This window comes from Mesorhizobium sp. M0208, from assembly GCF_040322015.1.
Lineage (GTDB): Bacteria > Pseudomonadota > Alphaproteobacteria > Rhizobiales > Rhizobiaceae > Mesorhizobium.
The window spans coordinates 26673-40082 of record NZ_JAMYSP010000015.1 but is presented as its reverse complement, the minus strand read 5'-3'; the positions used below and the strand labels follow the sequence as shown (position 1 = coordinate 40082).

At 57.9% G+C, this 13410-nt stretch carries 10 protein-coding genes; 5 read left to right on the top strand and 5 right to left on the bottom strand.

All coding sequences use genetic code 11. The features are described 5' to 3' along the window. Positions 1–29 precede the first annotated feature (29 nt). The 5 genes from NKJ17_RS16800 to NKJ17_RS16780 form a co-directional block, all read right to left on the bottom strand. A complete protein-coding gene (locus NKJ17_RS16800; protein WP_352689464.1) occupies positions 30–1118 on the bottom strand; it encodes a PfkB family carbohydrate kinase in 1089 nt (362 codons plus the stop codon). Beyond that, the gene (locus NKJ17_RS16795; protein WP_352689463.1) at positions 1115–2131 is read right to left on the bottom strand and encodes a hypothetical protein; all 1017 of its coding nucleotides are present in this window, start codon (positions 2129–2131) and stop codon (positions 1115–1117) included. The genes NKJ17_RS16800 and NKJ17_RS16795 overlap by 4 nt, the downstream gene beginning before the upstream one ends. A 100-nt stretch (positions 2132–2231) precedes the next feature. Beyond that, a complete protein-coding gene (locus NKJ17_RS16790) occupies positions 2232–4142 on the bottom strand; it encodes a hypothetical protein (protein WP_352689462.1) in 1911 nt (636 codons plus the stop codon). Between the two features lie 7 nt (positions 4143–4149). After that, the gene (locus NKJ17_RS16785; RefSeq protein WP_352689461.1) at positions 4150–5292 is read right to left on the bottom strand and encodes a phosphoribosyltransferase-like protein; all 1143 of its coding nucleotides are present in this window, start codon (positions 5290–5292) and stop codon (positions 4150–4152) included. Further along, positions 5289–7232 (bottom strand): sucrose-6-phosphate hydrolase, encoded by a 1944-nt coding sequence (locus NKJ17_RS16780; protein ID WP_352689460.1) that lies wholly within the window; start codon positions 7230–7232, stop codon positions 5289–5291. The genes NKJ17_RS16785 and NKJ17_RS16780 overlap by 4 nt, the downstream gene beginning before the upstream one ends. A 595-nt stretch (positions 7233–7827) precedes the next feature. On the opposite strand from NKJ17_RS16780, the gene NKJ17_RS16775 reads away from it, so the two are divergent. The 5 genes from NKJ17_RS16775 to NKJ17_RS16755 all read left to right on the top strand — a co-directional run bounded on the left by NKJ17_RS16775 (position 7828) and on the right by NKJ17_RS16755 (position 13342). Then, entirely contained in the window at positions 7828–8472 is a 645-nt protein-coding gene (locus NKJ17_RS16775) for an RraA family protein (RefSeq protein WP_352689459.1), read from the top strand. A 113-nt stretch (positions 8473–8585) separates the two neighbouring features. Then, positions 8586–8885: a UxaA family hydrolase gene (locus tag NKJ17_RS16770; protein WP_352689458.1), complete on the top strand. Its 300-nt coding sequence runs from the start codon at positions 8586–8588 to the stop codon at positions 8883–8885. Beyond that, complete coding sequence (locus NKJ17_RS16765) at positions 8882–10072, top strand: UxaA family hydrolase (RefSeq protein ID WP_352689457.1); 1191 nt, start codon at positions 8882–8884, stop codon at positions 10070–10072. The genes NKJ17_RS16770 and NKJ17_RS16765 overlap by 4 nt, the downstream gene beginning before the upstream one ends. A 351-nt stretch (positions 10073–10423) precedes the next feature. Then, positions 10424–11206 carry an IclR family transcriptional regulator gene (locus tag NKJ17_RS16760; protein ID WP_352689456.1) on the top strand — a complete coding sequence of 261 codons (783 nt, stop codon included), beginning with the start codon at positions 10424–10426 and terminating at the stop codon, positions 11204–11206. Between the two features lie 471 nt (positions 11207–11677). After that, positions 11678–13342: a phytoene desaturase family protein gene (locus NKJ17_RS16755; protein WP_352689455.1), complete on the top strand. Its 1665-nt coding sequence runs from the start codon at positions 11678–11680 to the stop codon at positions 13340–13342. The last annotated feature ends 68 nt before the right edge of the window (positions 13343–13410 follow it).

Sequence of the window (13410 nt, the reverse complement as noted above, 5' to 3'; positions counted from 1 at the left end):
AGATATCTATCACCCTTTGCGAACGGCCACTAGGCTACCGACCTGCGCCCTCGGCGGTGAGACCTATCGCGTTCGTCATCTTCGGGCGGGCAAGCGGGACAAGCCACCGATGCGTCAATCATGGTTTTTGCCGCTACCATCGACAGCTTTGGCCTACCTTCCAAAAGAGAGACAATCTGCTTGGCGAAGGTGCGGCCGTCGACTGCGTACATACCGCCTCGTGCGCCCTCAAATCCGCAGTTCCATGCCGCAAGCGCCTGACCGTATCGAAGGGCTTGGTGAATCGCGACGCCGGTACCATCCCGTAAGCCTATTTGTCCGTGAGCGGCGACTTTCGTCAGAAGCCCTGCGGTACACCAATCTCCCGAACCGCATGTATCAACCATGTTCGGTGCATTGATTGCACTCATATGCGCCCATTCTGAAATGCCCGCTCCAAGGCGATGACGGTATCTCAAACCGTCAGAGCCGAGCGTCTGCACCTCGAGGAGAGTGGCGCTTTCGGCCTGCATTGTGCCGCCGGCCGTTGCGAGGCGCTGATCGGAGTATTTAACGATGTGAGCCAGTTGGATCGCCTCTGCGAAGAGCTTCTCATCCGACCTAGCCGATGGTTCATAGACGATGACGGCACCCTGAGCTGACGCCGCGGACGCGAGCGAGAGCGCGGCGCGCGAAAGGCGATCCATGAAAAATACGGCTGCTCCAGGAAGGGTCGCAGCGACGGTTTCGATGGCGTCCTGGGTGACAGGTCGGTAGCTGGGCAAGCGTTGACCGCAGCGCGGACATGACCATAAAAACCGATGGGTTGGAGAGCCGTGACGGTCCTGACGAATCTGCTGAATGATAATCGGCGTGTGGCTGGTCGGCGCACAATTCGTGAAGTCGAGAGCCACACCCCATCGCTTGAGATCAGCGCGGACGCGATGGGACGCCGGATCCCCGTTCATCCTTGCGATGGGGAAGGAGTTCCAGCCGAGGTATGCCAGGATAGCCATCACGTTGCCACAGGTGCCGCCCGCCCAGGACTGAACGGGCGATGTGGCGTCGGCGCCCATGACCAGATCGAGAGCGATCAATCCGGTGCCGAACGCTTTGGGCCGGGAGTCTTTTGTGTTCATGAGGCACTCGTCCCTTCACGGTGAAGCACTGGCCGAGGCTGTGTATACACGTCGCCTTCCAACCAGATGTGTACAAGATTTGGCGTCGAGCTTGTAAGCGGAACTGACCCGTCGAGATCGTAGCTTATCGATTCGAGGTATGCGACCGGTAAATCTCGTTCCAAGGCGGCCATCAGCGCTCCCAATGCCATGACCTTGCTGCCGAGCGGCGACAAGACCAGTAGCGAGCCTCCAACCTCGCGGAAGACCGGCTTTCGCAAGTCGTCAAGCCGCAGAATGGTTCTGTAGAGATCGAGGGGATCCGCCTCGTCCGCATAGACGATGTTGCGGGTGTCAACTGACCATCCGCTCTCCATCTCAGTCAGGAATTCTTCGGCCAGCTTGTCGCCAAGTCTCGGATCACTGGCAGGGAACGGCAGGATTGGGCATGTGTCATGCGGCCCGACGAACTCATGAAGTCTTCCGAGTGCGCCGCGTCGGCCTGCCGCAAGCTGCGGTAGCCAAAGCTTGGCTGCGGCTGCCGAACCATCCAGAGTGGAACCACCCTTGAAGCCATGGACGTAGCCCGGAGCATCGCTCGGGACTGACTGGATAGCTGCATCAAGCGTTGGGTCGTGAGCAACGAAGACATGAAGATTGGAAGGCCCCTTACCGCGCTCTATCCGCTCCACAAGATAGCGAATAATCGGAAAACTCGTGCCAACGGACAATGCGCTCGCATCTACCACGACATCGGTAATGTCTTCGAACTTTTCCCGTCCCAGGCTGCTGGCAACATTTCTGCCGCCGACGACAGCTCCGTCGGTTCCAAAGATTTCGATGGGAACGACGATATGGTTGGTAACGGCCGTGGCCAGGGATCCGGCGTTTGACGTGGCTCGGTCCATGAGTTCCTGCGCCGGCTTAGGCCGGTTCTCTTGAAACAGAATCGCCCGGACGGATGCCCCGACAGCCGTCAGGCGCTCGACCACGGCGGTCGAGCGCGGATCGAAGCCGGCGCCGGCAATCAGCAAGACGTTCCGACCGACGCCTCCGAAATAGTCGGCTATGAAGCTGTCAACCTCCGCGCCCCGATGTGAGACACACGGATCCCAGCGCCGCTCTTGTGCCATGTCAAACCTCGCCCAGGAGCCGAACGAGATCGTCGGACCGGCGCTCGAGGAAGCCGCCGCGTTTCAGGGTGAGACCATGATGCAGCAGCAGGACACCGCCGAGTTCGATCAGGCACCATAGGCGCTTCTTCGTTCCATGGTTGGGAACTAGCATGAACGCGTTGTATGCGACACCGAACTGCAGCACTCGGGCAAGGTCGGGATAAGTCGACGGGATCGTGTCAAATTCGTCTTGAGGAATCCCGAATGCCGATGCCCCTCCACCCAGCGAGGCATTGCCTTCAAGGCTCTTAGCCAAGCATTCAGAAGCAATCCCCTCCGCGAGACGGCGGACGAGCTGATGCTGGGGAAAATCCCACTCGCGCACCATTTCCGAGGCCCGGTCACGCAACAGATGGTGTTGAACGCCACCGGTAAGTGTCGCCGGCTTCGATCGGATCAGCTGAGTTTCGGATTGCGATACCAACCTGGCGGCCAGCTGCAGAAATTGTTCCGCATTCTCGGAGCTGGCGTCACAGAGCGGATCGATGCCAAAATAATATGGTCGATCATGTCTGTGGAGCAGGTGGATGCGCGCGCCATCTGCGACACCAGCATCGGCCGTTAGGGGACGACTTGGTTCCGTGTCTTCTGCGTTTTCCTCAAAGAGGCCGCGCTGAGGGACTCGTTTGGCATAACGCTCGAGGAGAATTGCGAGCATAGCCAATCGAAGATCCTCACCGTCTTCGTCGCTACCCTTCAAATAGTCGGCAATCTCCTGTTCAAGTCCGCGTCGACGCTCGGCTGAAACAGCATAACGACGTTGAAGCGTCTCAACCTGCTTGGCGAGTTTCTCCCGCTTCGATTGCGCAATCGTCTCCGCTTGTGTCGAGAGAAGATCGCCTAGGTTGTGGAGCCGTCGGCGATTGAAAACCTCCATCTGAACGAGATAGCGGCCAGCCATGTCCTTCGCCATCTTGCGAAACGCCCGACGCTGGTTGGCTCGGTCTTCCCCGCTTTGCATCCAGATGCTGGTAATTTCCCTGGCGCGCTTGAAGCCCGGCTCATCGGCCGTCGCGGCGGACCCGTCGTCGAGCAACACATCGGACGGGGTGAGCGCATCAAGCCGCGTGAGTATCCAACGTGACACCCTCAATTCACGTCGGCTGAGCCAGCGCTGTAGGGCGATGAGCTGTGTCGGATGAAGGCTGTGCGCGTCATCAAAAATCACGAGCGGGCGAAGATCGAAGGTCTCCTCGCCGGCATCGATGTGAAACGCCTCGATGACATCGAACGGTCTGTAGGCAGCGGCCGCCTCGCTGTCGATTTCGTCGATCTCCGGAGGAACCAAGGCTGCCGAAATTCGATATATGGCAAGTTCCACCTCCCGCGCCCGAGCGTGCAGAGCCGGCCCTGTCGTTCCGCCGATGGCGGTGAGGGCTGCCACAGCGTCGGCGCGCGGCACAATCTGGACGTGATCCAGGCTGATGCCAGCGGCCTGGACGTTCCGCAGCCAGGCAAGCACGGTCCGCGCTTGAAGGAGGGCGATCATCAGCCCTGTCTTCAATTCATCGGAGTAAGGGAACTCCCAGAACTCGCGATATTCGGCTTCAAGCGGGATCCGTCCGCCAATCAATGTTGGCCGTTGATCGGCAATTGCCCCACAGGCGCTTAGGGTATCGATCAGCGGCTTATATGAGTTCATGGTGCGGTTGCGCAGTAGCGTGCGCAATGTCGAGAACTGGAAAAGCCGCGCGAGGGTCGTTTTGCCGCTGCCCGGCGTCCCGATGATCATCGCCAGTCGATCGTAGAGCCTGCCCTCCTCCGCGGGCTTCTGGAAAAAAGTTGCCAGAGGTTCCGGCGTGACGACGGCAAGAAAGGCCTCGTCGTCACGTAGATATTCGGTCGCGCGCTTCTCGAATGGGTTTGCCATGTGTGACCTATGCGTGCCGTTGCCGACGGCGGAAAAGCGGCCGCATCGCTGGAGCGGTCACGCCATCACGGTCGCCTCCATCTGTCTCCGCCCATAGCAGCGCAACCGAGTTGTTCGGAGTGTTATGCTCGAGCACAAGCGGAAGCGCGCAACCGCCATAGCCGAGCCCCAGATGCGTCACGCCACCAACATCGGTGTGCCGTGTTCTGATAATAGGATCGTAGTACGTTTTGGTGAGCTCTAGGAATTCATCGGAGCGACCTGAAACTGCATCGATCGGTAGGTCTTCGGGAAGAACCATACCAAAGCTGAAATGGACGCCGGTTGCCCACCCCTCTCCACTCAGCGCCTTGCTTGCCTCGGCCCATCGGCTCTGGACCGCCTTGGCCGCCGCCGAAGTCCCGATATAGTGATGAATGCAGAGTTGCCAGTCGGCGGCAAGAATGTGATCGCCCTCCAGGGCTTTCACGGCATTGTCGACAGATTCCTTGAACTTCAATAGCTTGCCGGACCACTTTTTCTTCTCGGAATTGTAGCGAAGGAACGAGGTCCCTGTGCCCATGAAATCGTCGATGAGATAAACTAGCCGAAATCGAGCGTTCTTGTCCTTGAGGTCCTCGCGCAGATTCGCAACCAAATCCTGCCATTTTTCCTTGTCCACCTGCGTCGCGAGCACCAGCTGTTCGTTCGTCAACAGACCAACGTTGCTATGGCGAACGATATCGATCCGCGCGCCATCGCTCAGTCCCATGAACAAGGTCTGGCGCCGAAGCCGCTCGGCGGCAGCACGCGCTTCAAGATCAGCGAGCACGCGATAGGTAGGCAAGCCACGCTCCCCGGCGATCGTTGCGATCACACGATCCCGTACGGTTCGCGGATAGAATTGTTCGACTAGCCGCTGCATTTCGCTGGGACCAACGTAAATGAGTGTGTGTCGAACGAATGCGTATGCGGTTTCGCGCTCTTCTGGCGTGAATTGCTGTAGCCAAGTTGCAAGGCTTTCGATGAACCGCATTCCCGCCTGGAAATCCCTGTAGCCGTCATACTTAAAGCGGGCTACGAGACGCAGCCATTGAAATTCCCGCCGGGCCCGGTCGTCGTCCCAGCTCATAATCTCGCCAAGTATCTTCAGGCCGAGGTCCTGGTTCACTGAAGCGCTCCAGAGCTCAACCGGACACCGCCTGGATGAGCCTCGAGTGAGCGAAGATAGTCGAGAGTCACAGCGACGCCCCGCTGACCGCATTCCGCAAGATTCCAGCAGGTTTCCGGATCCACGCTTATCTCGTCGACGCTCAATGCGAAGGTTTCCTTCAGCAAGGCATAGTCGTTGCCAGGCCATCGACCGCGATCCCCAATCGACAGAACAGAGACATCGCCGACACGCTCTCGCAGTTTCGTCAGGACATTCAGCTTCGAGACTCCCGCCGCGACGATATCTATGGAATGGCTGGACCGTGTAACCGTCATGTTCGCGCCACCACTGAGCAGGATTACCTGGTGCGCGAGATCCCAAAGGCGATTCTCGGGCATCGCCCGTCTGCCTTGCAGAGTAATTTGAAACCGCCGGTCGGTCTGTTCGGCCGACTCGGCAAGCTCCGGTTGGGCGCGTAACGCGGCTGCGAGTGGCGCTAACGATTCACATGTCCCTTCCTGGCCGTCGGGCACACGATCATCATCCAACATCGCGACCTCAGCACCGTTGTAATATCCGACTACAACGCGTGGCCATAGCGCCTCTGGCAAGCGCGCCCTGAGATCCCTGCGAACCGAAACACCACGGCCTGTGGCGATCGCCAGGTGGCAGCCGAGCTCGAGGATTCGGGAGAGTTCGGCTGTCACGTCTTCACGCGCCAGGTCGAAACGATTGCGGGTATCGACGATTGTGCCGTCGTAGTCGAGCACGACGGCACCGAAGACGGTGCTGTGCAGGCGACCACGGAATAGATTGAGCGCCGTTCTCCAGTGCTGCAGTTCGCCCAAAGCGTCAAGGCGTGTAGGCGTTACGCCAGCCTTGCGGGATATGGCAGCCGCGTCACGATCCGAGAGAATGCGATGCACGTTCGACGGCAAATGTTTGGGAAGCGGGAGGCTGTACAGCTTGCGTCCGAAGTCAGGAACGCCCGGCCGACCCGGATCAATCCCGCGTGCGGCACCTGCCCATCCGGCGATTCGGAGCGCAGCCACCAGGGAGGCGAGACCGGCTGCCGATGCTGAGCCAGCAAGATCTAGTCGTGCGCGCGGGATTTCAGCCGGAATGAGCTTGAGCGTCCGATCTGCCAGCGCACGGTCATGCTCTGACACGAAGGCTAGAACTGCGCTCGTCTCCCCGCGTTTGGCGAGCCAGTGGTGTCGCCCGTGACCAAAATTCCGATAGTCCGCAAGTTGAAGGTTCCCAAGCGCGGCCTCGGTAAATTTCGACTCAAGGTCGATAGCACCGATTCGAGTTGACGGACCGTAGAGAACGAGCGTCGTTTGCCGGGACCAGAGCGGCATAGTCGTGGCCTGCCAGGCGTCGCGCGTATCGGAGCGCTCCGCGAGCAGCGGCCAAGTCGTTTCCCTTATCGCGTCCCAATCAGCGTCGCGTCCGAACTCGGTCACGTAGGCCCGCGTCAAAAGTGCGATGAAGCCCAGAAGGGAGTTGGTCGCTAGGAATCCGTCCTTGCCCGCAGGCGGCGCGTAGATAAGCAGGTCAACGTAGTCATGTCGCCGGCAGAGATCGGTGAGGGGGCTGTCCTCGCGCCCGCATAGAATGCCGACTTGGCGTGGTTCGCGTGCGATAATGGCTTTCGTGGCCGCCAGAATATCGACGTTGCCACCTCCCGCACTGAGCAGCCACGGCGCAACGCTGGCTTCCAGTGGATCGGCGACTGCATCGAGTGGTGTAGCCACCGCGGCGACTCGACCTGTGAACCGCTGGTGGAGTCCGGCTAGCGCATGGGCTGCGGTCAGCGAGCCCCCAGATCCGATGGCAAGAAGGGAAGAAAGGCCGGCGGTGCGCACAGCTTCGCGAAGCGGCGCAATATCGACTGCGGCCGACCATGCAAACGTCTCGGCGAGTTTTTCCATTTCCGCGGCATAAGGCTTTGCCATTTGGCGTCCCACCTCTCTGGAAGAGCCTTTAATGTTTCATTTTGCCAGCGGGTTGACAAGAACATATCGAGAACACACACCGCAGCGTTTGTCGAGGGAGCCATAGCAGGCTCTGTCCGAAAAAAGTAGCATCGTTCTGACAAGGACTATTGCGACAAGGGGCGTTCAGCGTTCGGAATCGATTCCGTAAGGAGTGAGCTCGACGACCGGGTGCAATGCGAACATGATCGGAAGGCCACGCCCGACGTGGTGTTTTTTGATCTCTGTTATCGTGAGAGCGCTGCCGGGCGGGGACCACAGAGGGCCGAGACCCGACATGAGCCCCATAACAAGATCACGGCGTTTTGTGAGGCATTCCGGTAGTCTTGACGCGAAAAGGGCACGGTGCTAATGGAATACGCTCATCATATTGAACGATGTTCCAATAGCGAGATTGGAGTGAGATAGTCGCCACGGTGCAGAGGAAGTTGCCGCGCGGCAGCGGTCGCCATCTCTGCCTTGCGGAATGCCGCTCACCCTAACTATTCCCTCCCTCGTCCTCCCGCTTGTTCGGGCGGCCGGAAATCGCCTTGGTTCACAACCTAAGGATTTTGCCGTGACAGATATCACCGGTCGCCTAGGGCGCTGCTACACCGGCGTCGTGCACGACGTCATGCGCGCCATGGGCTTTCGCGATTTCACGTTTCCTACCGAGCTCAGGCCGCTTGATCCAGCGGGCGTCATTTGCGGTCCGGCCTTTACCGTCGAAGGCGAAGCCAGCCCTACCGATGCGCACGAGACCCTGCTCGCCTGGACCGGCCTGCTCTCTAAGGCGCCGGCGGGCCACGTCTGGGTATCGCAGCCGAACGACAGGATCGTCGCGCATATGGGCGAACTCTCCGCAGAGACACTGAAGAACAAGGGAGTCCTCGGTTGCGTAGCCGACGGGTTCATTCGTGACACCAACTTTCTGCTCGAGATAGGGTTTCCGTCCTGGTCGCGGGGCTACACGCCGCGCGACATTGTCGGCCACTGGCTGCCCAAGTCTGTGAACCTCGAAATCCGGATCGGCGACGTGACGGTGGCGCCAGGCGATTACGTGCTTGGCGACCGCGACGGCCTCCTGCGCATCCCAAAGGCGTCAGTCGGCGAAGTCCTCGAAAAGGCCGAGACGGCGATCGCCACCGAAAATCTTGTGCGCAAGGCGATCCTAGCCGGTGTCAACCCGCAGGAAGCTTATCTGCAGCATGGTAAATTCTGAGACGGCAGGACTAATGAAAATCTTCAAGATGGCAGCCGCCGTTTACGAACACGGAAAAGAGCTTGCGCAGAACCAAGCTCAAGTCCCCGTAGGCAAGTTCGCGGTGGTCCTGCATGCGTGACGATTCGAAGCTGCTGATCCTAAATATGGCTGACAACGTCGCCACCGTGCGCACGCGGCTTAGGGCCGGCGACGTTGTCGCCGTGTCAGGCGTTCGAGTGGAGGTTTCAGCTGACATCCCTCTCGGCCACAAGGTGGCGCGAGCCGCGATCGCGGCGGGCGAGAAAATCATAAAACTTGGCGCGCCGATCGGCTACGCAACCGAGGCGATCACGCTGGGGGCTCATGTCCACACGCACAATATCGCAAGCGCTTATATCCCCACTTATACGCTACCGAAGGACACACTATGAAAGGCTATTTGCGTAACGACGGCCGTAAGGGCATCCGCAACGTGCTCGTTGTCGTCTATACGGTCGAATGCGCGCACCATGTGGCGCGCGAGATCGTGCGGTCCTTCGAGGGACACGACATACAGGTCATTGGTTTCCCAGGCTGTTACCCGAATGACTATGCGCGACTGATGTTAGAGCGGCTCTGTACGCATCCGAACGTCGGTGCCGCGCTTCTAATTTCGCTTGGCTGCGAGTGCATGGATAAGAATCGCCTTGCAGCTGCGATCCGCGAGTCGGGCCGTCCAACGGAATTGCTCACCATTCAAGCAGTCGGTGGCACACGCACTACGATCGAGCAGGGCCGCGCCTGGGTGCAGAGTACCCGCGCCCTTCTTGACACGCAGAGCCCTGTCGATATGGCGGTGAGCGAGCTCGTCGTCGGTACAATCTGCGGGGGCTCGGATGGGACCAGTGGCATTACCGGCAATCCGGCAGCGGGTCGCGCCTTTGATCTGCTGATCGGCGACGGCGCCGCCTGCATTTTCGAGGAAACGGGCGAGTTGATCGGTTGCGAGCACATCATGGCCGCACGCGCGAATACCGCTGAACTGGGACAATCGCTGATCGACAGCGTCGCCAAGGCGGCGCGCTATTATGCGACGCTTGGCTACGGCTCTTTCGCCGTCGGCAACGCCACAGGTGGTTTAAGTACCATCGAGGAAAAGTCGCTAGGCGCTTACGCCAAGTCCGGCGCTTCACCGATTTCCGGCATGCTAAAGCCTGGCAACCTTCCCCCGCGAGGAGGGCTCTATCTGCTCGACGTTGTGCCAGACGGCGAGGTACGCTTCGGCTTCCCCAACATCAACGACAATGCGGAAATCGCAGAACTGATGGCTTGCGGTGCGCATGTCAATTTGTTTGTCACTGGCCGTGGATCCGTCGTCGGCTCTGCCATTTCGCCTGTCATAAAAATATGCGCCAATCCGGAGACCTACGACCGAATGGCGGATGACATGGACGTCAACGCCGGTAGAATTCTGCGCCGTGAGGCCTCTATCGACGAGGTGGGCCACGAGATTCGGGACTTGGTCGTTTCGCTTGGCGAAGGCGCTCGCACGCGGTCCGAGGAGCTCGGCCACCAGGAGTTTATTTTAACCTACAAAAGTTTCGAGCCGCTTGGGCCATCGTGCCTGCCGGGTGGATAAACTCAGGTTCTTGTCGATGGATTGTGGTTATCACTGGCGGGCGGCACACTATTGGCTTGCGGCCGTAGGATCAAGAGACCGCAAAAAGGTCGCGGCGAACGCTCAGAGACAGATTTCATCGATCGTGCCTCGCGCCGGTCCACCGGCTTGATGTTGCTTTCCAGCGCGACCGGAGAGTTCGCTGCGTTTTGCCCGCCCGGTCCAAATCATGCGCTTGCATCCAAGGTACTGATATCGGTAGGTCCACAGCTGTTAGCCTACGCCCTGCGTAGACCACGGGAATGTGCTTGACCGATCCACTTCTGCGGCTGATAGAATGTCATTATTTTTGGAACGATCCCTAGGAGGTGCATGGTGCGAGTGGTGAATTCCCTTGTGGAGCGTTGCTTTGCCGTAATTGAGCTATTAGCGAATGAGGCGGCAGCGATGCGCCTCGGTGAAATTGCTGAGAAGCTCGACCTTCAAAAGAGCGCGGCCCATCGAATGCTCACGATTTTGAGTGAAACCGGTTGGGTGGAGCAAGAGCCTGTTACTGGTTTTTATAAACTCACGCTCAGGCTTGCCATTTTTGGTCAACGGTTTCTTAGCGCGACCCACCTGACTGATGTTTGCCAGCCTGCATTGGAACAATTGGCGGCAGAAAGCTCTGAGCTTGTTCGAATGGCTGTCGTGCAGGGCGAAACCCTCACCTGGATTGCACAGGTTCAAGGCGCTCGAAATGGCTTGAAATATCAGCCTGAATTGGTAGCGAAAGTGCGCTTGGCGAATACAGCCAATGGCAAAGCTTATTTGTCGACGCTCGACCAGACAGACGCAATTCGCATCGCGATTCATGACAGCGCTGATGGACCGGAGCGGTCTAACGTCCGCGTGGAAGAATTCATGGAGGAGTTGAAACGAGCTCGCAACCGAGGCTGGGCGATTTCGAATGAAGAGGCTGAGCCGGGCGTTGTTGCGATTGCTGCACCGATTACATTGGGGGGCGTTCAAACGGTTGGCACGGTCAGCGTTGCAGGTCCGCGGTCGCGCCTGACCACGGAGCGGCAGAAAGAAATAGCATCATCGGTCGTGTTCACTGCTGCCAAGCTTGGGGAGTTATGGCCACTGAGGCAACGACAACATGCCGATAAGTGAATTGCTCAGGGGATAATGAACTGAGCTGGATCGAGATTTACGGCAACTCCCATGCCAAGTCTCTTCTTTTCCCTTCCTGCGGTTATCGCCTTCGGTCCCGGACCGGCGATATCTGCACAAGATATTGAGTGGCCAGGTGGGACCCCGGCGGCTACGTTCTGTAAGTGCTCCCCGCCGATTTCCGCATCAAGGCGCCCGCGTCAACGAGGTAATATCAGGCCGAGCCGGGAGGTGCGGCGGAGTTTGACACGCGTGAATTAGTCGGATCCCCACCATAACACACATCACCTACAGGCGACCCACTCCAGGGTCGCGAAAAAGCCCCTGGACACAATTGACACGCCATACTAAATGGAATAACGTTCTATCTAGGACATGCAGAGCCGACTGCTATCAGCGGGGCGTCCTCTGACGCGCTACTAATCCAGAGCCATCCATTCCACCTACCGTGACCCAGGGGAAACCTACCGCATGATTGCTTCAGCATCCGGTTCCGTAGAAGGCAAGTATTCGAAGTCCAGCCATTATGATGCAATTATTATCGGCGGGGGGCACAACGGGCTGGTTTGCGGGGGTTATCTCGCTCGCGCCGGCCTAAAGACTTTGGTGCTGGAGCGACGAGACATCGTGGGTGGCGCGGCCGTTACCGAGGAAATTGTTCCTGGATTTAAATTCTCCGTCTTTTCATATGGGCTCGGTCATCTGCATCCAAAGGTAAATAGGGAGCTCGAGCTCGAGAAGTTTGGGTTGAGGGCTGTCAAGCACAATGACCTGTTTGTGCCAATTTCCAACAAAGAGTTTTATATATATAGCAGTGACCTTGCGACGGCCCAACGACATATCGCTCGCTTCTCACAAAAAGATGCGATTAAGTATCCAGAGTTTCTTGCGTACCTAGCCGATCTGGGTCCAATATTTCACAAGCTTCTTCTTGAAACCCCGATAGATCCGTCTAAACGTGACTGGAAGTCTTTTAAGGAGAATTTCTCGTTCCTTTGGCGCTACAGAAAGATTGGCGATCGGATTTATAAGATCGCGGACCTGTTCACACAAAGTGCTGACGAGTTTTTGTCGCAGTGGTTTGAAAGCCCAGTTATTCGAGGACACTTCTCTTATTGGGCTGGTGTGGGCAATATGATGGGTCCCAAGTCACCAGGCTCGGCGTGGGCTACCCTGTATTACCTATTTACTATGGCAGACGGCGGAAAAGAAAATGTTCCGTCGCCAGCCGGTCACGCCGTAGGTGGAATGGGCGCCGTATCCCAAGCGCTGGCCGCCTCCGGCAAACAGTTCGGCCTTGAGATCCAGCTGAACAGCGAGGTAACGAAGGTTGAAACTCGTAATGGACGAGTAACAGGTGTTGTCACTCTCGACGGCTCCGAATATTTCGCGCCCATCGTGATCAGCAACGCTCACGCCAAGATTTTGTTTGACGATCTCGTGGATGAGCGCGAACTTCCTACGGGATTCATTGATCAAATCCGGCGGTTCAAGACTTTTTCGACGGCATGGAAAATCAATGTTGCGTGCGACACGGCGCCAAAGTTCGCCTCATTCGATCGCGAGCGTAGCGGTATCGATGCGGTCACGTTCGCTCACATCGGCCCTGATATCGACTACCTCGAGCGAGCCTATGATGACGCCAAGTATGGTTGGTATTCAGAAAAGCCTTGGATGTCCGTTGGCGTGCCTTCACTCATTGATGACACGATGGCGCCGGCCGGGAAACATGTTGTCCATCTTTATGGTGGGCATGCTCCTTATGAGTTGAAGGGTGCCAGTTGGGAGACTGAACGAGCGGGCTTCGTCAAAAGTGTTATGAAGGTCCTGGACGATTTTGCTCCCGGTTTTTCGAGTAGCATCATTGATATGCAGGTCTTGCTTCCTCCAGACATTGAACGAATTCTGAATATACCTCATGGACACATCCTTCACGGCGAGATGTCAGCGGATCAGCAGTTTTTTAAGAGGCCAGTTCCACACTACTCCGACTATCGTTCTCCAATCCACGGGCTCTATCAGTGCGGCTCCTCTTGTCATCCGGGCGGCTGTGTAAGCGGTATACCAGGGCACAACGCCGCACGAGAAATCCTCCAGGATGTCTCGAAAGGCAAGCGGCTTTGGGCTCAGAAGTAGTGGCGATGCGCGCGCGATTGAAGAAAGTCTAGCTAGCGCGAACGTCCGCCTTCCCTGTTCAGTTCGTG

What these genes read in the sequence shown, in the direction of transcription:
- NKJ17_RS16780 (WP_352689460.1), bottom strand. Translation starts at nt 7,232, where the DNA reads ATGGCAAAGCCTTATGCCGCGGAAATGGAAAAACTCGCCGAGACGTTT.
- NKJ17_RS16790 (WP_352689462.1), bottom strand. Translation starts at nt 4,142, where the DNA reads ATGGCAAACCCATTCGAGAAGCGCGCGACCGAATATCTACGTGACGAC.
- NKJ17_RS16755 (WP_352689455.1), top strand. Translation starts at nt 11,678, where the DNA reads ATGATTGCTTCAGCATCCGGTTCCGTAGAAGGCAAGTATTCGAAGTCC.
- NKJ17_RS16760 (WP_352689456.1), top strand. Translation starts at nt 10,424, where the DNA reads ATGGTGCGAGTGGTGAATTCCCTTGTGGAGCGTTGCTTTGCCGTAATT.
- NKJ17_RS16800 (WP_352689464.1), bottom strand. Translation starts at nt 1,118, where the DNA reads ATGAACACAAAAGACTCCCGGCCCAAAGCGTTCGGCACCGGATTGATC.
- NKJ17_RS16770 (WP_352689458.1), top strand. Translation starts at nt 8,586, where the DNA reads ATGCGTGACGATTCGAAGCTGCTGATCCTAAATATGGCTGACAACGTC.
- NKJ17_RS16765 (WP_352689457.1), top strand. Translation starts at nt 8,882, where the DNA reads ATGAAAGGCTATTTGCGTAACGACGGCCGTAAGGGCATCCGCAACGTG.